Origin of the sequence: Scytonema millei VB511283 (genome assembly GCF_000817735.3) — a bacterium.
GTDB classification, from domain to species: domain Bacteria; phylum Cyanobacteriota; class Cyanobacteriia; order Cyanobacteriales; family Chroococcidiopsidaceae; genus Chroococcidiopsis; species Chroococcidiopsis millei_B.
On record NZ_JTJC03000001.1, the window covers coordinates 761,416 to 785,087 of the forward strand.

General features: G+C 46.0%; 18 protein-coding genes and 1 pseudogene. 11 read left to right on the top strand and 8 right to left on the bottom strand.

The window, feature by feature from the left end:
• Positions 1 to 126 precede the first annotated feature (126 nt).
• Positions 127 to 2,238: an NAD(P)/FAD-dependent oxidoreductase gene (locus tag QH73_RS03475; protein ID WP_039715246.1), complete on the bottom strand. Its 2,112-nt coding sequence runs from the start codon at positions 2,236 to 2,238 to the stop codon at positions 127 to 129.
• Positions 2,239 to 2,402: 164 nt separating this feature from the next.
• Here QH73_RS03475 and QH73_RS03480 point away from each other — a divergent pair, with 164 nt between their 5' ends.
• Positions 2,403 to 2,636, top strand: coding sequence for a hypothetical protein (locus QH73_RS03480; RefSeq protein WP_015157184.1), 234 nt, complete (start codon positions 2,403 to 2,405; stop codon positions 2,634 to 2,636).
• 10 nt (positions 2,637 to 2,646) lie between these two features.
• Here QH73_RS03480 and QH73_RS03485 read toward each other — a convergent pair whose 3' ends face one another.
• Positions 2,647 to 4,389: an iron uptake porin gene (locus tag QH73_RS03485; RefSeq protein ID WP_039715247.1), complete on the bottom strand. Its 1,743-nt coding sequence runs from the start codon at positions 4,387 to 4,389 to the stop codon at positions 2,647 to 2,649.
• 391 nt (positions 4,390 to 4,780) lie between these two features.
• On the opposite strand from QH73_RS03485, the gene QH73_RS03490 reads away from it, so the two are divergent.
• The 3 genes from QH73_RS03490 (at position 4,781) to QH73_RS03500 (ending at position 9,119) form a co-directional block, all read left to right on the top strand.
• Complete coding sequence (locus QH73_RS03490; RefSeq protein WP_039715248.1) at positions 4,781 to 6,286, top strand: SLC13 family permease; 1,506 nt, start codon at positions 4,781 to 4,783, stop codon at positions 6,284 to 6,286.
• Between the two features lie 110 nt (positions 6,287 to 6,396).
• The gene (locus QH73_RS03495; RefSeq protein WP_039715249.1) at positions 6,397 to 7,875 is read left to right on the top strand and encodes a sensor histidine kinase; all 1,479 of its coding nucleotides are present in this window, start codon (positions 6,397 to 6,399) and stop codon (positions 7,873 to 7,875) included.
• 80 nt (positions 7,876 to 7,955) lie between these two features.
• Positions 7,956 to 9,119, top strand: coding sequence for a glycerate kinase (locus tag QH73_RS03500; RefSeq protein ID WP_039715250.1), 1,164 nt, complete (start codon positions 7,956 to 7,958; stop codon positions 9,117 to 9,119).
• A 71-nt stretch (positions 9,120 to 9,190) separates the two neighbouring features.
• On the opposite strand, the pseudogene QH73_RS03505 reads toward QH73_RS03500, so the two are convergent.
• Positions 9,191 to 9,400: pseudogene (locus QH73_RS03505) on the bottom strand (hypothetical protein); the annotation flags it as partial.
• A 282-nt stretch (positions 9,401 to 9,682) separates the two neighbouring features.
• Between QH73_RS03505 and QH73_RS03510 the strand changes: the two are divergent.
• Positions 9,683 to 9,844 (top strand): hypothetical protein, encoded by a 162-nt coding sequence (locus QH73_RS03510; RefSeq protein WP_165587613.1) that lies wholly within the window; start codon positions 9,683 to 9,685, stop codon positions 9,842 to 9,844.
• Here QH73_RS03510 and QH73_RS03515 read toward each other — a convergent pair.
• Positions 9,815 to 10,072, bottom strand: a complete 258-nt coding sequence (locus tag QH73_RS03515) for a hypothetical protein (protein ID WP_132866561.1) — start codon at positions 10,070 to 10,072, stop codon at positions 9,815 to 9,817. The two genes, QH73_RS03510 and QH73_RS03515, sit on opposite strands and share 30 nt — an antisense overlap.
• 125 nt (positions 10,073 to 10,197) lie before the next feature.
• On the opposite strand from QH73_RS03515, the gene QH73_RS03520 reads away from it, so the two are divergent.
• Together QH73_RS03520 and cofH are read left to right on the top strand one after the other, a co-directional pair.
• On the top strand, positions 10,198 to 10,806 hold the full coding sequence (locus QH73_RS03520; protein ID WP_039715251.1) for a DUF3318 domain-containing protein: 609 nt from the start codon (positions 10,198 to 10,200) through the stop codon (positions 10,804 to 10,806).
• A gap of 355 nt (positions 10,807 to 11,161) precedes the next feature.
• Positions 11,162 to 12,307: a 7,8-didemethyl-8-hydroxy-5-deazariboflavin synthase subunit CofH gene (gene cofH / locus QH73_RS03525; RefSeq protein ID WP_039715252.1), complete on the top strand. Its 1,146-nt coding sequence runs from the start codon at positions 11,162 to 11,164 to the stop codon at positions 12,305 to 12,307.
• Positions 12,308 to 12,341: 34 nt separating this feature from the next.
• On the opposite strand, the gene ppk2 is transcribed toward cofH, so the two are convergent.
• Positions 12,342 to 13,193, bottom strand: a complete 852-nt coding sequence (gene ppk2 / locus QH73_RS03530) for a polyphosphate kinase 2 (RefSeq protein ID WP_039715253.1) — start codon at positions 13,191 to 13,193, stop codon at positions 12,342 to 12,344.
• Between the two features lie 121 nt (positions 13,194 to 13,314).
• On the opposite strand from ppk2, the gene QH73_RS03535 reads away from it, so the two are divergent.
• The 4 genes from QH73_RS03535 to QH73_RS03550 all read left to right on the top strand — a co-directional run bounded on the left by QH73_RS03535 (position 13,315) and on the right by QH73_RS03550 (position 17,475).
• Complete coding sequence (locus tag QH73_RS03535; RefSeq protein WP_052289984.1) at positions 13,315 to 13,821, top strand: hypothetical protein; 507 nt, start codon at positions 13,315 to 13,317, stop codon at positions 13,819 to 13,821.
• Between the two features lie 238 nt (positions 13,822 to 14,059).
• Positions 14,060 to 14,362 (top strand): DUF6464 family protein, encoded by a 303-nt coding sequence (locus QH73_RS03540; protein WP_132866563.1) that lies wholly within the window; start codon positions 14,060 to 14,062, stop codon positions 14,360 to 14,362.
• Positions 14,363 to 14,417: 55 nt separating this feature from the next.
• Complete coding sequence (locus QH73_RS03545; RefSeq protein WP_039715254.1) at positions 14,418 to 16,175, top strand: glycosyltransferase family 39 protein; 1,758 nt, start codon at positions 14,418 to 14,420, stop codon at positions 16,173 to 16,175.
• 193 nt (positions 16,176 to 16,368) lie between these two features.
• A complete protein-coding gene (locus QH73_RS03550; protein ID WP_039715255.1) occupies positions 16,369 to 17,475 on the top strand; it encodes a hypothetical protein in 1,107 nt (368 codons plus the stop codon).
• A gap of 205 nt (positions 17,476 to 17,680) precedes the next feature.
• Here QH73_RS03550 and QH73_RS28600 read toward each other — a convergent pair whose 3' ends face one another.
• The 3 genes from QH73_RS28600 to QH73_RS03560 form a co-directional block, all read right to left on the bottom strand.
• Complete coding sequence (locus tag QH73_RS28600; RefSeq protein WP_286194036.1) at positions 17,681 to 17,806, bottom strand: hypothetical protein; 126 nt, start codon at positions 17,804 to 17,806, stop codon at positions 17,681 to 17,683.
• Between the two features lie 120 nt (positions 17,807 to 17,926).
• Positions 17,927 to 19,273, bottom strand: coding sequence for a 3-phosphoshikimate 1-carboxyvinyltransferase (gene aroA / locus QH73_RS03555; RefSeq protein ID WP_039715256.1), 1,347 nt, complete (start codon positions 19,271 to 19,273; stop codon positions 17,927 to 17,929).
• A 125-nt stretch (positions 19,274 to 19,398) separates the two neighbouring features.
• Positions 19,399 to 23,637: a non-ribosomal peptide synthetase gene (locus tag QH73_RS03560; protein ID WP_039715257.1), complete on the bottom strand. Its 4,239-nt coding sequence runs from the start codon at positions 23,635 to 23,637 to the stop codon at positions 19,399 to 19,401.
• Between the last annotated feature and the right edge of the window lie 35 nt (positions 23,638 to 23,672).

Genomic DNA, 23,672 nt, shown 5'->3' on the forward strand with positions numbered 1-23,672 from the left:
TGACAGTTGACAGTTATCAGTTGTCAGTGACTCTTGACTTCTGAGCAGTTAACCAACAACCGTCAACACGTCCGTGTAGCGAGCGCGTTTACCGTCAACCGTCAACCGTCAACTGTCAACCAACTACTAACTACTAACTACATCTTGAGAACCAATTGCAGGCGTGCGGGGATGAGGGGCGATCGCGAGTTGGGGTCTTCCCATGCCAGTTGTCAGGGCGTAGCTTTGTGCCAGCAGCCTCAGCCACAATCTAGGATAGCGGGGTTCTAACCACGGTTGGATCTGGTGCAAAAAACTCGGCAACCAGCCGCTAAAACAAAGACTTAGCAAGGCATTCCAGCTAAAGTTAAAGTAACTCAGCAGCCATCGCAGCAGATCTTTAGCTCCAGCTAATTCCCAAATCCAGAGCAGCAAGACGGGATTTTTTCTGGCAGCTTTCAGCGCCAAACGATTAAAAGTAAACCAATCAAAGCGGTCTTTAATAAAGCGATCGGCAACTTCTAAAGGTTCGTCAGTCAACAGTCCGAAGAAATTATTCAGCATCGAGTTGACCCGTTCTGGTGGTAAAAATTTACCCGTGGGAACCATCATGCCTTTAGAAAACATCCAAGTCACGGCAACATTGCTTTGATAGGCGCGAATTTGATTCAAATCGCTAGCACTGAGCAAATCGTGCTTGAGCGCTGTATCTAATAAGGCTGTGAGACGGCTGAGATTGCGGACTAGGGAGCCAAAACCAGTAAAGACGAGGGGAGATTGCAGTGAAGCTGCATCGCCGATCGCGACTAAGCGATCGAAAGCAACCGTGCGATCGCGACTCCCAACGCTAAAATGTCCCGGAATATAACCAAACGTAGGTTTTTTCCATACGAGTTTATCGAGGTCGCAACGGCGATACTCTGGCAAAATTGTGAAAAAGTCCTCGTACATCTCCAGCAACGAACCAGGATTTTCTCGATTGACTTGATGGTAGTGGAACAAATAAACTGTGATTTCTTCGCCCGCACCAGGAAATAATTCCCAAATTAACTGTCTTCCCCGCGAAATGTCGCCGTGGCTGTTGAGAACATCGCCATATTGAGCATCCCATACCCCAGGCTCGAAGCCGCCATTAACGACCGCTCCTACCGTCGGACAGACGCTATCAAAAGCACGACCGCCATTGAGTTGCCAAGCAATCGGAGAAGCCGTTCCCATTGCATCTACTAAAACTCTGCCACTAGCTTGTTTTTGAGTTTGGCTGGGTAAATGCCGAGCTTGTAACGTAACTTGCGATCGCTCGATATCAGCGCGGAGAAACTCGGTTTCGTCCCAAATTTCACCCCCCGCAGCTTTTAACTTTTCTCCACACAGCCGCAGCAGCCTTTCTGCATCTAAGGCTATATTCAGCACCGTTGGAGTATGAAGGATCGGTGCTTTTAAATGGGGTGGATTGTTCCCATCAAAAAACTTATTAAATCCGTCTTTATATTCTCGTGCAATAACGCTTTCGCATTCTGCGGGAGTTAGCAAACCCAGGTCGATTAAACTTTGTAATTCCGTGCGAGAGATATTCCACTCCCGATTCATCCGTCCAAATGGCAAACGCTCCAACAACAACACGCGATAACCCAGTTGCGCCATCACCGCCGCATGAATCACTCCTAATGCGCCACCGATGTAAATGAGATCGTAGGATGGCTGTAGAGGCGTTACATGTAACGTCTCTACATTCTTTTTAGAAAACACAACTTGACGCGGCTGCTGCGGATTCTGCACTCCTTCGCGCCACCTTTGCTCCCACCAGTAAACTCGCTTGAGATCGTATTCGCCATTAGGTATCTGCTGAAAATACTTGACGGTGAGGGGGTAGTGGGGAGCAAGCGCCTCAAAAATAGACTGTTGGGATAAATCTATCGCTGGTGGTGCGGGATAGTGATGCGGAAACTTGGCTCTAATCTGCTTTACAAGACTTTGCAGAATTTGCCGTTCTCCTGGTAGGGGACAATCTGCCCAACGGAAAACCTTGAGATATGTAGTACGCTGTACAGACCAAACAAAAGCGGAGATCTCCCCTAGCTTTTTTGCCGTTGGATCTGAAATATTTGTCTTTATCGCTGTATCTATAGGTATCTGCAAGCGAAAACCTTCAGGAGCGATCGCTTTTTGCCCGATTCCTGGTTCAAATTCCGCTTGCAACCAGTTCCGAACGACAGATGTGTCTGGTGTGGGGATTTCAATATACAAGAGTTCTTTCATCTTGGCGCTTTTGTCTAGGGGTAAACTACCAATTTGGACAGAGGTGACAAGGGTTTAGACTAGGCTAAGCTTGCCAAAAATAAGCTTGCTTAGAACAAGTTTAAGAAAATTTACAATTGTGTTTGGATTTATTAAAACAGTTTTTCATCTTGTAAACTCCCGCCATGCATTATCCCATCCCAACCAGCCCCGAAGAAATTATTAATCTCAGACAAAAACCAATTAGCGATGAATTGGTAGCCACTGCGATCGCGGGTGTCATCCAATTCGTCCGTTCCCAAGGACAATCTTTAGAACAGCTAACTGCCCAACTGCTTGCAGATGATAGCTTATTAGACGATCGCCAGCGCCGCAGGCTGAGCGAGATTGTCACCCAGGCGTGGGAAAAATTTGCATAATCTGTTGCGATTAAAATTCAAAAGCAGTGCGGATTGTCCCAATGATAATGTCTTCGTTCTCAGTATTATGATTTGGAGCTGTCAGCCAAATCAAACCAGGGGTGATGGAGATATTATCTGTAACTTGATGTTTGTAAAAGCTTTCAATGTGGATTGACGTATTAGGGTCGCTGGATTGCCCTACCGCTCTCAAACTGCTACTCGTACCAGTTAATTTCGGTTGCATTCCAATAATAATTCCGCCGAGATTGCCTTCTTTGCCCAGATCGGGAAATCCGAAGGTGATGGCGTAATTCCAAATCGATGCATCTCCCAAACCGATCGCACGGGCAGCAGTATAGCCCACCCAGCCACCGATCGCAAAATTCTCGCTAATTCTGTAACTGGCTTCAATGCCATAGGAGTTACCGACTACAGGCAGTTCGAGATCTGGCGTGCCGATTTGAGTTAAATTAGCTGCCGTGCTACCCGTACCTGTATCTAGACCTTGACCAGCACCTCCATAAGAATGAATATAAGTCAAGCCGACAGCAAGGCGATCGCTGGGCGTTAGAGTTAATTGCGCGATCGCACCGTAATCGCCGTTAAATAGTCCCGCACCAGCTGCCGGATTGTTAGCATCTCCAGCTAGATAAGCGAAATCGAAACTCATCGCCTCAGATAACTGTAACCTCGCTCCAATTCCCGTGTTGCTATTGGGGACGCGATAAATGGGATTGCGTCGCCCAAAGCGAGAAATTGCCCCCGTATCGCTGTCTTCAAACAAGGGATTGATGACATCGGTAAAATCATCGCTGTCTGAATCGTTGAATTGGAACAACAGCGTGATTTTTTCACCCACTGGTAGTTCATATTCTAGGCTCCCCAGTTCCACGCTTCCTTCGGTGTTCGAGTCAAAACCCAAACGCCCTTCATCTGTTGGTAAGTCAAATTGCTCGAAGTTGCCAAAATCCAGCCTAGTAGTCAGCGTATCCTTTCCAGTAAAACTGGTTTCAAAAGCAAGTCTGGCTCGGCTTTGCAGCACTGTATTGTTGTCGTCGCCATTGTCCTCGCCCCCTCCGCCAAAAGCATCGCTGAGGGCAAAAATTACCGTTCCTTCTAGTTTAGTGGTGGTAGAGAATTGATTAGATTCTAAGTGAGCTGTCTGTACCTCTAAGCGATCGACTCGCCCGCGTAGAGTTGCCAGTTCGGTAGCAAAATCAGTTTGCAGTTTTTGTAGGGTGGCTAAATCTGTTTGAGTTATCGGATTGCCAGCCGCGATCTGTTCGTTGATTCTTGCTAATGCTGCATTCAACCCCGCCGCAAATTCATACCGCGTCATTGCCCGATCGCCTCTAAACGTGCTGTCGGAATAGCCAGCAATGACTCCGTAGCGCTCCACTAAAGATTGCAAGGCTTGAAAAGCCCAATCGCTAGGCTGGATATCAGATAGCTGCGAAACAGATGTGACTTGGCTCATTTGAAGATCCCCCCTTCGCCCCCCTTGATAAGGGGAGTTGGGGGGATCTTCACGATCGCGACGATCGGCGATCGAAATTAGTTTTTTATTCTGGTTAATGTTATCGATGATACTAGTCCTTAAGGGGATGTGTTTTGGATAAAAGTTATTTTTTATACTTTGACGAGCGTTGCTATTCGGGTTAATTTGTGTATCTTGCAGAATTTGTTCGGCTCTGACTGTAGGAGAAAGCAATAATTCGATTGCTAGAGGAGCGACGCTCAAAATTAGTTTTTTTATCAAAGTTTGGGTCATGTTTACTATTTTTATTTATTTTTTAAAATTAAAGCAACTATATTTGAAATTTCGTAAAATAATTAGGTTTTCAAAGGATTTCTGAAGCATCTTCGGATAATTTCGAGCGAATAACCTCTCTTTTGATTTTTACAAGTGCAAAAATAAAAGATTTCAAAAACTTCAAAATTACGTTGGCAAAAACACTATAAATCAATCTATGAAAAAAGTTAGATTGAGGTAAAAACTTCTGCCTTCCATCCCAGGGTAGATACTTAGAGAAGAAATTAAATCTACTTTAAGAAGATGTTAGTCTCTGATTAAGCACGGGCGATCGCTATCATCAGTTGAGTGAAACAATCACTCAGTACAGGTCGTCATACCGCACATTAGTTGGTGACTAGGAGGAAAGATGAGTAAAGCTGCTGCCACTCAAAAGGCAGGTGGCAAGGAGCGACTAAGCACAACTAGCATTTGGTCGCGGATTGAGAGCAAGCGCCCTCTACCTAAAACTCCCTCACGTCAGCGACGGTTTCGTTGGGTGGTTGATGCCGTACTGCCTTTGGTGCTGACTCTCATAGCAGGAATCGCCATTCTTCTACCGAGTTCGCTGCCAACAGAGGCGCGATTATCTCTATTTGCCTTCGCCCTAGCGGTAATTTTGTGGTCAACTACAACCATAAATGCAGCATACGTTGCTCTGGCAACGGTGGTGTTGCTGATATTATCTGGTGGTAGCGAACAAGAAGCATTGTTTGAGGCACTGGAATCAGACGTAATTTGGCTGATGATCGGTGCTTTCATTTTAGGTGGAGCCGTACAGCAAACTGGTTTAGCGGCAAGATTAACGCAGCTAGTCGTCAGTCGCGCCCGTAACGTCAACGGCGTGTTTTGGCTGTTGACAACTATATTAATTCCCTTGTCCTTCGTCATTCCTTCCACTTCTGGTAGAGCAGCTGTAGTCATTCCCGTATTTCGCAGCATTGCTAACGCCGCAGGCGATCGCCGCATTACCCGTGCGATGGCGCTACTGATGCCGACAATTATTTTAGTTGCCACAATTTCTACTTCGATCGGTGCTGGTTCCCATCTGATCGCGATCGACTTGTTAGACGAAATTGCTGATGTCAAGCTCTCCTACGCGCAGTGGGCGCTTTATGGCGTGCCGTTTGGAGTTGTCGCCAGTTATATCTCTTGCTGGGTAATTTTGCGCTTATTTTTAGACAAAAATCGCCGCCAGCGCCAACTTCAGATTCCTTATCAGCAAAAAAAACCCTTTTCTACAGCAGAACGAACAACGCTGCTTGTCGTTCTGGTCATGGTAGGGCTATGGCTGACGGAAAGTTGGCACGGGTTGGAAATTGCCACCGTCACGGTGATTGGGGCTTTGGTACTAACTGCGCCTAGAATTGGAGTCATTAGCTGGAAAGATGGACTGAAAGCAGTTTCTTGGAACTTAATTGTATTTGTAGGTGCAGCTTTAGTTTTAGGTGAGGCATTGATTGAGTCTGATGCAGCCCAGTGGATTATCAATCATTTATTTGCCGCAAGTGGAATTGCTGGCACAGAATCGCGCCTCTTGATCTTGCTCGTATTATCTCTAATTGCCCTGACTTCCCACATTTACATGACTTCGCATACAGCTAGAGCTGTAGCTCTAGTCCCAGCGCTGTTATATCTAGGCAACAGCTTGCAGCTCAATCCCGTAGCGGTTTTATTCCTCAGCAACGTTGGCATGGACTACTGTTTGACTTTTCCCGTCAGTTCCAAAGCACTGCTGATGTTTCAAGAATTAGAAGGCGAAACCTACAAACCAGCAGATTTGTTGCGTCTGAGTTCCGTACTCTTGCTAGTTCATTTGGGACTGATCGTGGTGTTCTACTACGGCTATTGGCAATGGATTGGGTTGAGGTTGTGACAGTTATCAGCGATCGGTGACCAGTGACCAGTGGTTTTTCCTCTGCCCCTGAAGCTCTCTCAGCTCTCTGACTCTGCTCGTGCGCTCTCTACTCCCTGCTCCCTTAAATCATGAACTTAAGAAAGAAACTATTAACAACATTTAGCGGGTTGGCGCTGCTGGCGCTGGCAACGGCAGGTGTGACTGTGTGGGCGATCGCGCAGTGGCAAAATAGCGAACGTAGATTGCAAGGGCATTACCAACGTAGTTTGTTACTTGAGAGCGTGCGAACGGCAACTTTTCGCGCTTTTAAAGAAGTTCCTGACGCGATTATTAGCAATGACATAGACGCACGACAAGAATTTGAAGCTTTTCTCAAACCAGCAGAAGCAGATTTTAAGCGCTGGGCAGAATTAGCTGATACAGAGGCAGAACGAAAACAAGTTCAGCAAGTCCGTAACGCATACCTGGCTCTGATACAGGATGCCCGCGATGCCTTTAGATTAGTAGAACAAGGTCAGCGCGATCGCGCCTTTACAGTTTTAGAAAAACAACTAGAAGACATAGACTTTATCAGGTTTGAGCAAGTCACTCAACAAGCCGTTGCTTCGGATCGCCAAAATCGCCAAATCATCACTCAACAAACACAAAATACGCGGCAAACTGCGCAATTAGTTTTAGCGATCGCGGCTTTTGGCACTATTTCATTGATATTACTTCTCGCAGCTTATTTAGCTTCTGACTTATTTGCACCATTGCGAGAAGTGGAAAATGCACTAGACGACGCAGCTAAGGGAGACTTCAAACGCCGTCTCAGTGAAGAACGTCAAGATGAGCTAGGAGCAGTCAGCCGAGCTTTCAATCGCATGATGGAGGTGATGGCAGAACGGCAGCAGGTTGCGGGTTTGGCTGCCGTTCCTAATGGTGTTGTTAAAGATGGCGTAGAAGATTCTGCTTGGCAGCATTTGCCTTCACGAGTCACTTTGCATCGATTATTGTCGCAATTGCGATCGCGAGTGACTCAGTTACAGCACCACAATGGTTTTAAGGGCAACGAAGAATTTGACGGGCAACAACAGGCGGCGATCGGACAGCTCGACTTGCTATTACAAGCCGTGTCGCGAATTACTGATTTTGGCTTTCCCTTAGATTTGAATCTTGCCCGTACCGATGTCAGAGCGCTGCTTTACGATCTGCTGCTGCGATTTCAATCCGAATTCGTCGAACGCGCCGTGAGCATCGATCTAGATATTGCTCCAGAAGTCAGTTATGCAGTTGTCGATCGCCCGAAGTTACGAGAGGTTTTGAGCGAACTCGTACGGAATGCCTTAGCAGCGTTGCCAGAACAAGGTGGACGTATTGGTTTGCGGACGCGCATCGATCCCGATGCCACGAATCTCTTAATTGAAGTCGCTGACAACGGCAAGGGAATTCAACAACCCGCGATCGAACGGGTTTTTTCTCCCACAGTCACTACCAACGGTCAGCGTGCAGGTGTGGGACTTACCTTAAGCAAAGCAGTCATCGAACAGCATGGAGGTCAACTCACTATTGATAGCGAACCCGCTCAGGGGACATACGTACAGATTTCATTGCCACTACGAGAGTAGATATCAGTGACCAGTGACCAGTGACTAGAACAAAACTCAGAATCTAGTGACTAGCCACTCATTCATCACAGGAGATAATTATGACCTTACGTATTTTGATTGCACCTTCGGGATTTAAAGAGAGTTTGGAAGCCGATGAGGTAGCAGATTGTATTGAATCGGGAATTTTGCGAGTTTTACCCGATGCTACTATCCACAAAGCTCCTTTAGTCGATGGTGGAGAAGGTTTCACCAAAGCCCTCGTAACCGCCACGGGCGGGACTTTACACCATCTGACGGTTGCTGGTCCTGTCGGACAACCTGTAGATTCGTACTTTGGGTTTCTGGGTAATACTCAGACAAAAACTGCTGTCTTAGAGATGGCAGCAGCGGCAGGACTGAGATTAGTACCGCATCACGAACGTAATCCGTTAGTGACAACAACCTATGGCGTGGGAGAACTGATTAAAGCAGCACTAGATGCTGGTGCAGAACGGATACTGGTTGGTTGTGGCGATTCGGGTACGAATGATGGTGGTGCGGGGATGGTGCAAGCTCTAGGAGTACGCCTGTTAGATGCAGATGGGAAGGAACTCGATCGCGGTGGTGGCGAACTGATAAAACTAGAACGCATCGATCTTAAAGGTCGCGATCGCCGTTTGGGATCGGTACAAATTGATGTGGCGTGTAACTGGCACAATCTGTTGTGTGGCGAAAAAGGTGTAGCGCGAGTATTTGGACCTCAAAAAGGTGCTTCACCAGAAACTGTGGAGCAGCTAGCCGCAGCACTTGATAATTATGCTGCTATCATCGAACGCGACATGGGTATAGACGTGCGAGAAATGCCTGGAAGTGGTGCTTCTGGTGGCTTGGGTACGGGCTTGTATGCTTTATTAGGGGCAAAATTGCATCCTCGCTATGACATTGTGATGCAATATCTCCACCTCGATCGCTTATTAGAAGATGCCGATCTGGTGATTACAGCGGAGGGAAGTATTGACTTTCAAACTCCACGCGGCAAAATTCCGGCAGAAGTGGCACAAAGAGCCAAGAAATATCAGTTACCAGTTATTGCCCTTGCCGGAACCATCGGGCGTGATGCTGAGGTAAATTTTGATTGCGGCATCGACTCGTTTGAAAGCATTCTCGATACACCCTGTAGTTTAGGAGATGCGATCGCCAATGCTCCAGAACTCGTTACTAAGGCTGCCGAACGGGTTGTCCGCTCTGTTTTAGTAGGACAGAAATTAGCAACTGGAAGTTAGAAAATAGCGGGAGGAACTGAGGAGGCTGAGGAAGGGTTAGGATTCCCAACTTCCTGTTTCTCTCGATGCCCCGACTTTGGTTTCAGGAACAACCAAGCGATGAAGAAAAAGGCTGCTGTAAACAGCTGGAGCGTATCTACGCTCGATAGGGAGCCATCAGAGAAAGAAGCAATGCTTCGGTCAATGATGCCAAACAACCAAAAAGATATTCCCAAGAACCAAATCCCGTTTCTGAGATAACTCAAAAAGATAGATGCTTCCGATGGTGAGCGCTCGCTCATAACTTTATTCCTATAAATTCAACGAGTCATTGATTGGGCAGCAATGTACGGACTTTTCGGTTAAATTCTCTGTCTGGCTTTGCCTCCAGATTAAGAAATATCTCTTTTAACCGCCATTGTTCTAAAGAAGTATTTCATCAGCTTGACAAGTTTACCGTTGTTTGTATCGTATTCTATCTCATCAAGACAGATTTGCCCGTTGCCAACAGGAATATTTGCTTGAATTTATGGTTTTGGTGATGATTTCTTGACCAGCGATCGGTGACTAGTGACTAGTGGCTGGTGACTAGAAAAGATTCCAGCCAAAGCGTCATCGGTTCCACCAGCCACTTCTCAATAACCGTCTTCACGGAGTGTAGCGCCAGCATTTACCATCAACCGTCAACTGTCAACTGTCAACCAACAACTAACCAATTAACGATCGCAGTCTTCTTTCGGTGTTAAATCTGAGGGGGGGCGATCGTTACTCCATGCCCACCAGACACAACCGCATTGACACTGGTAAAACTCTTGCCACTTGCGACAATTATTTTCGGTAAACACGGGCGATCGTCGATTTAGCCAGACTCTTTCTGCTTCGCGGCTACCAGAACGACAACGGGGACAACAAAATTCACTGGCATGAGTTGCCTGTTGAGTCCATTGAGGCGGAATCGGTGCAAATGCATCCATTGAAGAGATAATTTTTTAAGTCTATTAGTTTATTATCAGCGATCGGCAAACAAGGTGTAGGGTATAGGGTGTGAGGTGTAGTGAGCTTTTGACTTTTAACTTTTGACTTTTTCCAACCCCTATTCATGGAACCAACTACTGAAATTCGTCGCCTTCTGGACTTGATGCCTGCTTCTGGTCGGATGTTGACTAAGATTGTCGGCAAGCGGGAGCAAACTAAAGTTATCGATTATGCTTTTCCTCTGCCGTGGCAGCAAGAACGCCGTATTTTCATTAATTTCGATCTCTGGCGGCGGCTGCCCCAACCACAGCGAGATTTGTTGCTGTTGCGGACTGTTAGCTGGTTGACGGCAGTAAAGTGGTTTAAACCGGATGTCTATCAAGGAGTTGTCTTAGCTGGGCTTGTGGGGACGGTAGTAGAGATCGTGCAGGGGGATGTGGTGGGTACTGTGGCAGCAGGAGCATTAACCGCGATCGCAGGGACTCGGATCTGGCGCAATAACCGCAGTTCTCAGATTGAGGTAGAAGCAGATGAGGCAGCAGTGCGCGTTGCTGGAAGACGGGGTTATAGTGAGGCGGAGGCGGCTCAACATCTTTTTTCGGCAATTGAAGCGGTGGCACAGATGGAAGGACGACCGACTTTAGATTTTATGGAACTACTCCGCCGTCAAAATCTGCAAGCGATCGCTGGTCTTTCTGCTGTTGGTATTCCAGAAACTCTCAGAGAAAAATAATATGTATATGACTTACTTAATAAGCACAACGATCGGCTATAAAAAGGGGTTGTCCCGTGCTATTTTTGCTGCTACAATTTAGCATATACGCTTTATAATGGGAATATTTGAAGAATTGAAAATTGCAAATATATTTCTATTATATACAGAGTCTATCAAAACTAAATCGCAAAGTCAATATCCCTTTGTCTTTTTATTCATTACAATTCATTCCTAATAAATTTTATTAGCACCTTTTTCTGCGTAAGTTAGAATTTAAGCCTTAACTTAGCACCAAGACTCATGTATTAAACTCGGTGTCAAAAGGTGTCGAAATTATGATTTTAAAAACCCGAATAGCAGAACGCAAATAGTAATGATAACTCAAACAATTGAACCTATTCTCGATCGCGCCTTATCTGGAAACGATATATCTCCAGCCGAAGGAGTAGAGTTATTACAACAAACTGCACCGGAAGCAATTGCTCTCATCCGCGATACTGCCGATAAACTCCGCCATCAGCAAGCGGGCGATATCGTTACTTATGTCATTAACCGCAATATCAACTTTACCAATATTTGCGAACAACACTGTAGTTTCTGCGCCTTTCGTCGCGATGCGGGCGAAGCAGGTTCCTACTGGTTGGAATGGGGACAAATCTTAGAAAAAGCTACCGATGCCGTGCAAAGAGGGGCAACAGAAATTTGTATGCAAGGGGGACTTCACCCTACAGCAAAAATAGATGGCAAATCGATGCCATACTATTTGCAATTAGTCAAAACTATTAAAGCAGAATTTCCCCAATTGCATTTACATGCTTTTTCTCCCCAAGAAGTGCAATTTATTGCTAGGGAAGACGGTTTGAGCTACGCTACCGTTATCGCTGCTTTGCGGGATGCTGGTGTTGGTTCAATGCCAGGAACAGCAGCAGAAGTATTGGATGATGATGTTAGGCGAATTCTGTGTCCAGAAAAGATTAACACAGCGACATGGTTAGAAATTGTGAGTACGGCACACCGACTTGGCTTAACCACAACCAGTACGATGTTATCTGGACATATTGAAACGCCACAACAGCAGATCCGTCATCTGGAACATTTGCGATCGCTTCAACAAATTGCGATCGAGCGACAATATCCTGCGAAAATCACAGAATTTATCTTATTACCTTTTGTCGGACAAGAAGCACCTAAGCCTTTAAGAAAGCGGGTAGGAAGAGATCAACCAGTTTTAGCAGATGCTTTGCTACTCACAGCGATGGCGCGAATTTATTTAGGCAAATGGATTCCCAACCATCAACCGAGTTGGGTCAAACTCGGACTCGCAGGCGCAACAACAGCTTTAGAATGGGGTTGCAACGATATTGGTGGCACGCTGATGGAAGAACACATTACCACAATGGCAGGCGCAGTTGGCGGTACTTGCATGGAAGTAGACACACTACAAACAGCGATCGCTTCCCTCAATCGTCCCTACCGTCAAAGAGGTACACTGTATGACAAAATCTCGTTTGAATTATGAAATCTTCTTGACAGAATCGCCTACTACAAATAGCCTAGTAAACCTGCGGAACGAAAAACTGTTCGTTGAGGGGTGGACGATGATAGCCAGTTCCAGGCTTTCTAGGTGGTAGATCGAATGCATCTGGAGTCATATCTTGGTAGGGAATCTTGCTCAAAAGGTGTTGAATTAAGTTCAGTCGCGCCCGTTTTTTATCATCGGCTTCCACTGTAAACCAAGGAGCTTCTGGAATATTAGTATGAGCTAGCATGACATCCTTAGCTTTAGAATATTCCTCCCAGCGATCGCGAGCTTCAATATCCATTGGACTAAGTTTCCAGCGCTTAGCTGGATCTTTAACCCGCGCTTGAAAGCGGCGTTCCTGTTCGTCATCGCTGACGGAAAACCAATATTTCAACAAAATAATTCCCGATCGCACCAGCATTCGCTCAAATTCAGGGCAAGATTGCATAAACTCTTGATATTGCGCCTCAGTGCAAAAACCCATCACCCGTTCTACCCCCGCACGATTGTACCAACTGCGATCGAACAGCACAATTTCCCCCGCCGCAGGAAGATGGGCAACATAACGCTGAAAGTACCACTGCGTCTTTTCCACATCTGAAGGCGTACCCAAAGCCACCACGCGACAGCCACGCGGATTGAGGTATTCCGTCACGCACCCAATTGCGCCTCCCTTTCCTGCTGCATCTCGTCCTTCAAAAATCAGCGCTACCTTTAAACCTTGATGTTTAACCCAGTACTGCAATTTCACCAACTCCGTTTGCAGTCGTGCCAATTCTTTTTCGTAAAACTTACCGTTCAGCTTTTTCTTCGATTTGTTCTCTTTGGTGCTGTCAGCAGATTTGACTGCTGCATGAGTTCCATTTCGATCTGTAGCTGACATGGGTTTTTCTCCTAAACGAGTTTTTTTCAAAAAAGTTAACCTATTCTTTCCTTGTCAATATAGTTCGCTTGTACTAATATGCAGTTAAAATTTGAGCGGCGATCTCCCATCGAGAAGTAGTATGACAAAACTCAAATCCAACTTAATTCAATTTCCCATCCAGCAGCATCTGGGGCGTTCTAGAGTCGTAACACTACCAGTATCTCCCGAACGCCACCAACTGTGTGTAACGGCGATCGCAATCCCAAAGCGAGAGCATCAGGCAATACCACCCTTGCAGCCTCAAATTCCATCAGAATCGTCTCATAGCGATCGCCCCGAATGGCAGCACTTGGTAGCACAAGCAGACAAAATTAATCAATTAGCCGCAGAACTAGAAGCAGCGATCTTTGGATTAAAAGCGATCGCCAGCCAATTAGAATACACTCAACGACTATCTACAAGTGCTTGCGAGTATCGCTCAGTAGTTGTACCCCAAGTCAAGCGTCGCAATACAAATAAATTCATTTTGACAACCAAAGTCATCGATTTATTTCAAGCTGAAAGAGAAGCGCAACAGCTAGCGCAAACATTGAGACAAAAGACAAAAACCAAGCAAAAATTCCCCCTACTGAATTGGCTGTTATAGATTAGGGAAGAGTAGTGTTGTCAGTTGTTGGTTGACGGTTGACGGTTGACGGTTGACATTAGAGAGTGACTAGTGGCTGGTGGCTAGTGGCTAGTAAATGGGGTGTGGGGAAATTTTGAATGCGTGAATGCGTGAATTTTGAGTTGCTCCCTCAGCTTCCTCAGCTCTCTTCTCCCTGCTCCCCGATCGCTGACAACTGATAACTGACAACTGATAACTGACAAGAGGTAAAGCACAGGTGGGAGCAGCACTCTGGATTCTTGCTTTAGGACTAATGCCATCATTGCTATCGCTGTGGCTACTGCGCCGAAGAGAGGCGCAAATACAAGCGAGATTTAGGCAAGCGATCGACTTTACCCCTAGAGTCAGAACACAGAGAAGCGAACCTACACCACTTCATCGCGATCGCTACTATCTAGAAGGAGTAGGATATCTGGTTGGTGACATCAGCTGTCGCTACAACGCTCGTTCCGGCTATATTAGATGTGCGGTCAATCCTGAAGGACCCTGTGAGGGTTGTCGCTACTACGAACCGCGATAGCTGCTTGAATAATTTATTGGTGTAATTTATTTGGTGTAAGGGGTGTGGAGGGTTGGTGAATTTTACCCAGAGAAGTTGGCTTCAGTGGCTGACACTTTTCGGATGGATAGCGATCGGCACGATTATTAGATTTATTAATTTGGATGCGAAGCCACCTTGGTCAGATGAATTTGCCACCTTAGTATTCAGTTTAGGTAATAGTTTTCGCAGTGTCCCTTTAGATCGAGCGATCGCCCTAGACACCCTACTACAACCACTACAGCCTCATCCAGCAGCCAGCTTCGGCGATGTTTTTCACAATTTGATGACAGAGAGTACTCATCCTCCTGTCTATTTCCTCTTAAATCACCTGTGGTTGCAGCTATTTCCCTCAGACGAGGGACTAGTCTCATTATGGGCAGCAAGAGCCTTCAGTGCCATTCTGGGAGTGGCTGCAATTCCTGCTAGTTTTGGTCTGTGCTGGCTAGCTTTTCGTTCCCGCCTGGTAGGACAAATCGCCGCCGCAATGATGGCAGTCTCACCCTATGGCATCTACCAAGCCCAAGAACCGCGTCACTATACCCTAGCAATCTTAATTATTATTGCTTCTTTGGCTTGCTTAATCGTTGCTACACGCTGTTTAGAGAACCGAAAACCGATCCCAATTTGGTTAGTCTTCACTTGGGTGGGAATTAACACATTAGGAATCGCCGTTCACTACTTTTTCACCCTCACCCTCTGTGCTGAGGCAATAGTTTTGCTTGCCGTGGTGTGGAAACAATTGATGAATTGTAGGGGCGCACAGATGTGCGCCCCTACAATTTCCTACCTCTCACTCATCGCCGTTGCAGCTGGAACCATCGCTGGGGGTTTAATCTGGTTGCCTTTCTTGCAGAGTATTCCAGATAACCAAATGACAGATTGGATTTATCGCGGTAATCCTTTCGGCAGTATTTTAGAAAGCACGGCGAGGTTTTTAGCTTGGATGATTTCAATGCTGTGGCTGCTACCCGTCGAGGGCGTAAGTCAACCAATTGCCCTAGTTTGCGGTGCAATTGTCATCGTTTTTCTATTTTGGACGTTGCCTATACTCGTTAACGGTTGGAAAATTCAGTTATGGCGATCGCCATCTCGAAGTGGGATTCAAGTTGTAGGTGGATTTGTTTTGGTAGCAATTGCATTATTTTCGATTGTTACCTATGCCTTGGGTGCAGATTTGAGTATTGCCTCGCGCTATCATTTTGTTTACTTTCCAGCCTCGATTGCGATTGTCAGCGCAGCATTAGCAATTTGTTGGGATAGCGATCGATTAGTTCGACATGCAGAGTTAAACTGGACTCCTCGTCAGCAGTTGCGACTCAAATTTCTGCAAACAAGAGGTCGAGTTGCAGTCGTGCTAATTTGGCTGCTAGGTTTCTTTGGCGCTTTAACTGTCGTTTTTAACTTTGGTTATCAAAAGATTGAAAGACCCGATCGCCTCGTACCAATTATGCAACAAGGAGCGCAAAATCCAATTTTAATCGCTACAGCTCACTATACTCGCGCACAGGTGAGAGAACTCATGACACTGGGTTGGCAGTTTAAACATCTGTATGGTTCTCAAGTAAATTCTCCTTTGTTTCTTTTAGCTCAGCACGATCGTAGCTCGAATCGCTCAGTCGAAACTCTTTACAAAACAATTGCTGAACTACCAAAACCCCTAGATTTATGGGTCGTCAACTTTACTAGCGCCAGGCACGATTTAGAGAAAGGTAACCATAAAACATGTGTCCCAGATTCACAACGCCGAGCTAAAGTCAATGGCTACCGAGCCAAGCTTTTTCACTGTCAATAAGGAACAATTCCCAAATTCTATCAACGATATTCGCGAAGTTGTACGAACTACGGGTAACAAATTAATTTCTGAAAAAACGACAAACGGTTATAACTGAGGTTGTGGTAAAGATGGAAGTAGTCAAAAATGGCTAGGTAAAATTTTGATGGCAGTGAGGTAAATATTGCGCCATCACTCTGCTGGAGAATAAATTGTGCTGGAAGGCTTAGAAGTAATTAATTGGCACGCACTCGAACACGCTTACGGTATGGCTGATGATGTACCCGATCTACTCAGAAGTTTAGCCTCCGCTGATGCCCCGTTTCGTCAAGATGCTTTGTCTAAATTGTACAGTAACATTTATCATCAAGGTACTGTTTTTGAAGCTACAGTATACGCAATACCATTTTTAATAGAATTGATTCAAACTGAAGCAGTACAAGATAGAGATAAGATTTTAATTTACTTAGCACATCTAGCACGCGGTCATTCTTATTTAGAAGAACATCAAAACTTATTGTTTTATAGCGACGAATTAGATAACCCAGAGTTTCAAGTCCAAATTCAACAAGAAACAACTTGGGCAAGACATGTAAATTATGCTGTCTGTAGCGGTACGAACATTTATCTAAGTTTGCTAGAACATAACAATTCAAAACTCAGAACTGCTGCACCTTACATCCTAGCTTGCTGCCAACAGCGAGCGTCAGAAATTATTCCTCACTTTAAGCGCTGTTTAGCGCAAGAACGAAGTCCTCAAGTTAAAGCTAGCTTAATATTAAGTCTGGGCCTTTTGGAGCTGCCGCAACTAGCAAATATAGAACTGTTTATACAATTTCTGAGTTCTGAGGAAAGCGATCTCGTTCGGTTATCGGCTGCAATGACACTTGTAAGACTAGCAAAAGATAAAACTCCACCAGAAGCCATAGCAATACCGATCGAAATTATTGAAAATCCCATATCTGTGAGAGAATCGTATGCTCGATTAGCTTGGGCTAATAGCGATGTTATTAGCGATGTTTGCGCTTGCTTATGCTATCTAGGTGGAGCAGGAAATGTTGTCATTCCAGCCTTAATAAATGCTCTGAACACTGTAGATGGTTATAGTGCTTTAAGTATAGTACGAACGCTACTGTATCTAGCTTTTAACGGACACAAATTAGCAGATACGATCGAACAAAAGAACGCAGATCTACAAATATCTGTAATAGAGGCGATCGCCTCGTACGATAACGTTTGGCAGTTCAATAGTAATATGGCGCATCTGCTCGGGTCGTTTGGGTTACCACAGGAGCGAAATCAGTTGCAAGCATTTCTATAAGATAAGTAAAACAAATATTATTCAATCGTAGATTATATACAAATTCATCGCTTTTAATCTATCTATTTGATAGACAATCTATAGGTTTAACTGTTGCTACTTATACATAATCTCTGCCGCAAGTAATAGGGAGTATCTTCTTACGTCATCCCAAAATCATCTCTTACAGATCGGCAAGCCGATAGCGAAAATTAGCAGTACCTCCTCAAGAATTTTGGTTGGGATATGGCGAGACAAGGGAAGAATACTTGTCGTCTGGAGCAGAAGACACGCAGAAGATGTTGGAATTAGCCAAATCTTCAGGACTTACACTAACTGCAGGCGATCGCATTTTGGATTTTGGCTGTGGTGCATGTAGAATGACTCGTCATTTGCAAAAATACGCGCAGTCATGCGAGATCTGGGGAGTAGTCAGGTGGGTAACGCCCACCTACAGCAAAAGTAGTTAGTGCTACTGGCAAACTTGTTGCAGAGTTGGGATGAAATCTGGATAAGAAATTGCTGCGGCTTCAGCTCGACTTATAGTTGTCGTACCGCTTGCGTTCAAAGCCGCGATCGCCAAACTCATAGCAATGCGATGATCGGTATAACTATCTACCTCCGTACCCCTTAAAGCTGTTCCGCCACTAATTTCTAAACCATCGGGTAATTCCGTGACTTTCGCACCCATGCGATTTAACTCGGTTGCCATAGCTGCAAGGCGATCGCTTTCTTTAACCCGTAATTCTGCTGCATCCCGAATCACCGTCGTACCGTTAGCAAAGACTGCTGCTACTGCTAAAATCGGAATTTCGTCTATTAGACGCGGAATTAAGTCACCTGCGATCGTGCACGCTTTTAAATCGCCAGAACGCACCCGCAAATCGGCGACTGGTTCCCCTGCGACAACTCGCTGATTTTCTAGTTGAATATCTGCCCCCATCATTTCCAAAGCTGCTAAAATCCCTGTGCGCGTAGGGTTAACGCCAACATTTTCAACGACCAATTCTGAATCTGGGACGATCGCCCCAGCCACCAACCAAAAAGCAGCCGAACTAATATCACCAGGAACGACTACCTGCTGTCCTTGCAGTTGCGCTGGTCCCGTCACCGTGACACTATGGATTTGGGGATCGACGCTCAATTGCGCTCCAAAAGCTTGCAACATCCGTTCGCTGTGGTCGCGGGATAAAGCTGGTTCTGTCACCGTTGTTTTTCCCTCAGTCATCAACCCAGCTAGCAGAATACAAGATTTCACCTGTGCCGAAGCAATGGGAGATTGATAGTGGATTGGCTTGAGGTTTTGCCCTTGAATTGCCAAAGGTGCGAGAGAATTACCCTTACGTCCCCAAATTTGCGCCCCCATTTGTTGCAAAGGTTTGACGACGCGAGACATGGGACGCGATCGCAACGAACTATCTCCCGTCACTGTAAAAAATCTTTCTGAATGAGAAGCTAAAATTCCCAACATCAACCGGATCGTTGTCCCAGAGTTGCCTGCATCCAATACGTCTGCTGGTTCCTGCAACTGACCCAAACCGATCCCTTTCACCCGCACCAAATCTGTATTGAGTTCTGAGATTTCCGCCCCCATTGCCCGGAAACAGCTAGCCGTACTCCTGGGATCTTCCCCCAATAACAGCCCTTGAATTTGGGTTTCCCCATTTGCCAGCGCCCCCAGCATCAAAGCCCGATGAGAAATTGATTTATCGCCAGGAACCCGAATGCGACCGCGCAAGCAAAACCCTGTCTGGGGTCTAGTGACAATCAGATTTTGCTGGCGATCGATAGTTTCAACTGCGAACGGAGAAGCCAACATGGGGATAAACTAACAGATTGAGTGCGCTTGTTAGTTTATCTTGTTTGCCGACTCTGCGATCGCCTAAGTGCAAATATAGAAAGAAAAATCATTCACCACTTGTAAGTATGGGAATTCCCTGCTCCCTACTCCCTGCTCCCTTCTAACTGTTGATAAGCCTCCAACAATCCCTTAACTTCACTGGGAGAAAGATGCTCGATCCGTTCCAACAATTCAACTGCCATTTTCTCCGGTGTTTGTCCCGAAGTATTGCTCAGATCGGGTCGGCTAGAGCGGCTGGAATCAACATAGCCTCCTAGCGTGGAGTGAATCAGGATATGGGTGTCCTTGAGCTTAAACCAGGAACGAATCCGTTCAAAAGCAATACTACCGACTTGACACATCCCAATTCCGTAACTTGGAGCCGAAACCTCTAGCTGATGTGCCATAATTCCCGATTCCAAGGTAACAAAGTGAATTCCTCGATCGCCATAGCCAGGTCCAATCGCATCTAAATCGGCAATGAAGAAGATGGAGAAGGCACATTCATCAAACATTGGTGCATTAATGGATGGAATATGGACTCCTCTGTCAATATCGACATTAGGTGTCAAAACAACGAGTTGATGTTCTTCTGGATGATAGTAGTAAACACCAGCTGGCACATTTTCAATGCGTCCGGGTTTGATATGCAAGTAAACTTGAGTTGGATTCAAACCGCCAGGGGAAGCGTAGAGAAACTTAGATTGACCGTCTAGGATAATTTGAGACAAACAGCTCAAAAACAAACTGAATTTCTCAAATGGGATCGATTTTAATAAAAACTTACGATAACTGCTGCGATCGCTATACTTTTTCCGTAAGCTCTCATCAATAACAGGTTGCTGTAATTGAATTGCAACCATTTCGCTCAGATCTCGCCGGATTCCTGGGCGCGATTTCTTAAATTTCTCCCGCTCTTCAGGATCGAGAATAATTTTATAGGAAGACAGCAGCGATTTATTTCCTAATAAACTGTCATCTGTATTGCTAGAAACAGATCGATCTTCTTGCCGCTCGTAATAATCAACTAGAGCTTGAATTGACTGCAAGCGGAACAATTCATCAATACGGGGACGGTTTTTGAATTCCTTCTCCAGTTGATTGCCAATTCTCACCATATCGAGAGAATTCGCACCTACACTCAGTAAGTTCGCATCCAAATCGACATTTTCCAGCTGCAATACTTCACGCACAATTCGACTGACTTTCGCCTGAATCCCTGAAGACTGCTTTTGAGATTTATTTTTGGTAGGAGTCGCGTCCGTTGCAAAAGGTGCAGGTAATGCCCGACGATCGACTTTACCATTACGAGTCAAAGGAAACTGCTTCAGCATTACGAAAGCAGCAGGAACCATGTGTTCTGGCAACTTAGAGCGTAAAAACAAGCGCAGTTCGTCAGTATTTAACTCTGGCTCTTTCGCCGGAATGACGTATGCTACTAAAAGTTTTTTGCCTTTCTGGTCGTAAGTCGTCGCGATCGCCGAGCTAACACCTGCGTGTTGTTGTAAAGTTGACTCAATTTCCCCCAGCTCGATCCGCTGACCGTTAATTTTAACTTGGAAATCGACTCGCCCCATAAACTCAATCGTCCCGTCGGGGCGGAAACGCCCCATATCCCCAGTTCGATAAATTCGTTCGCCAGTGCGGGGATGTTGAATAAATTTGGCGTTGGTTTTCTCGGTGTCATGCCAATAGCCTTTAGCAACTCCCACGCCAGCAACGCACATTTCCCCCGATACCCAGGCGGGACACTCGACTAAAGCCTCGTTGAGAATGTAGTAGCGAGTGTTAGGAATCGGTCGTCCGTAGGGTATGCTTTTCCAGTTCAGATCGAATGCCTCCACGGGATACCAAATATTCCACAGCGTTGTTTCCGTGGGACCACCAACACTAACTACCTTAGCTCCCTCTACCAGAGCCTCAAGACGCTTCGGAATCGTCAGCGGAATCCAATCCCCACCCAGGAACGCCAGCCGCAATGTCGATGGAATGACATCCGTGCGTTCGCCTGCATATTCCAAAAACATATCCATCATTGCCGGAACCGAATTCCAGAGCGTAATCTGATGCTTCATGCACAGATCCGACCAATGGGAGGGGTCGCGTCGTCCGCTTGCGTCAGGAATAATTAGACTTCCTCCAGCACCTAACACGCCAAATAGGTCGAAGATAGACATATCGTGATGCAGGGCTGTCAACCCTAAAACGCGATCGCCAGAATTAATCTCAAATTGCTTTTGAGTGCAGACAACTGCATTCACCAATCCGCGATGGCGAATCATTACGCCTTTCGGCAAGCCAGTAGAACCCGAGGTGTAGAGGACAAAGGCGAGATCGTCAGGTGTTTGAATCGGTTCTAAGGGGCGATCGTCAATATTTTCCAAGTTTTCGCGATCGACGCAGAGGCGCTGCACGCGATCGAACCACTCCAGGCGATCGTCTAACCAAGATTGAGTCAGGACAACTTCAACTCTGCCATTCTCCAGCAGGTAGTCAAGCCGTTCTTTCCCAACTGTGGCATCAATCGGGAGGTAAGCAGCACCAGCGTGTAATACGCCCAGAGCAGCTATCACTTGCTCCCAACCCTTTTCCATCACGATTGCGATCGGTTGGTTTGGTTGCGCTCCTAAATTCCGCAAATGCCGTCCCCAACGGTTTGCGAGGGAATACAATTCTTGATAGGTTAAGGTTTTTTGAGTTGTAATAACCGCAGGTTGGTCTGGGCGTTGAGGTACTTGAGCCGCAATCAGATCGTGAAGCAAGATTTCCGGCATTGGCTGCTCGTCTCCGGCAGCTACCAACTGCTGACCTGTCGCCACTATCACCCGCCGCATGACTTCCGACCAACTCTGCTGCCAGAGATTCTCATCAGTACCTAACAGATGGAGCAAATGGATAAAAGCATTTAAGAGATTTTGGGATAGCCCTTCAGGAAAAAGTTCTTCCACGGTATCCCAGTGGCAATAAAGCGCACCATTATGTTCAAAAACATGGTTATTCAGCCATACTTGGGAAGTTTGGTTAATGGCAAAGACAACCTCCCCCAGAGCTTCTGCTTGCTTCGTAGCGTAGGTACTTTGTCCGGTTTCATCTGCTGGAATTGCGGTAAATACAACTGGCATCAGCGAACCAGAAAGCCGATTTTGAGCAACAGCAAGTTCCCGCAGGACTTCGACCCCGTTAAAGAAACGATGCTCTATATCGCTCCAAAGTTGCGCCTGTAAACGTTGCGATCGCTCGGCAAAGGAAGCATCTCCCCTATTGTCAATTTCCAGCACCGTGAATGAGGCATATTCCCCAATCAAACGGTTCACCTGTGAATGCAGTGGTAGGCGATTGAAACTTGGTATGTTAATGCAGAAATGCCGCTCTTTATTCCACAACGTCAGAACTTCAGCGTAGGCTGCTGCCAAAATGCCTGGTGCAGTAATCCCCAATTGAGTCGCCTGCGATTTAAGGCGCTGCCAAATAGGAGCTTCTACCACCCTTTCTCGGCGCACAAACCTGCCACTGGTGAGAGCTGACGGCTGCTTAGCAAGGGGTAAATCTGGTCTTAAGGGTAAAGAATCGATTCGTTTGCGCCAGTAATCCTGCGATCGCCTGTACTCCTCGGAATTAGCCAACGATCGCTCTGCCAAGACATAATCGCGAAAGGTAATTTCTAAAGGCTCCAGTTGAGTTTCAGGATTGTGGTAAAGCGCCGCCCATTCCCTATAGGTAATTGCAATACTCCAACCATCAAAGATTAACTTATCTAAACTCACATGAATCCGCGTGCGTCCATCGTCCAGTAAAGTTGCTTGAATATCAAATAGGGGATACCGATCGCTAGGGAGGATTTGATGCGACATGCGATCGCGCACGTCTTTTAGCTGAGCTTTGACTGTTTCTACATCCCGTCCCCGCAAATCTAGCATCCGAAACTGATAGGGAGGCACATTTTCCAATACCTGTTGAGTTCCATCCGGCAGTACGACCGCTCGCATCATGTCATGACGATCTATTAATCGTTGCCAAGCTTGAGTCAAGCGTTCCAGATCGAAGTTGCCTTCCAATTCCACATAGCTGTGACTGGCAACCTGTCCCATTTCCACTTCACCACTGCGCCCAACCCAGTAAGCTTGTTGCAATCCAGTCAATGGAAAGGGGTGAAATCGTTCGTCAGGGGCAGCAGTAATCGTTGGTAGGTTAAATACTGCTCGCTGCGGTTGCCGCTCTTGTTTGACACCTACTTTTTTCTCGCGAATTAACTGAGCTAGCAAAGCTTTTCGTTCGGGTGAAAGAGATTGGAGCTTGTCAACGTGCGCTTGGGAATTTAACTTTTGGCTTATAATTTCAGTCATTGGCTTGATTTACACCAACAGAATAGATTTAGAAA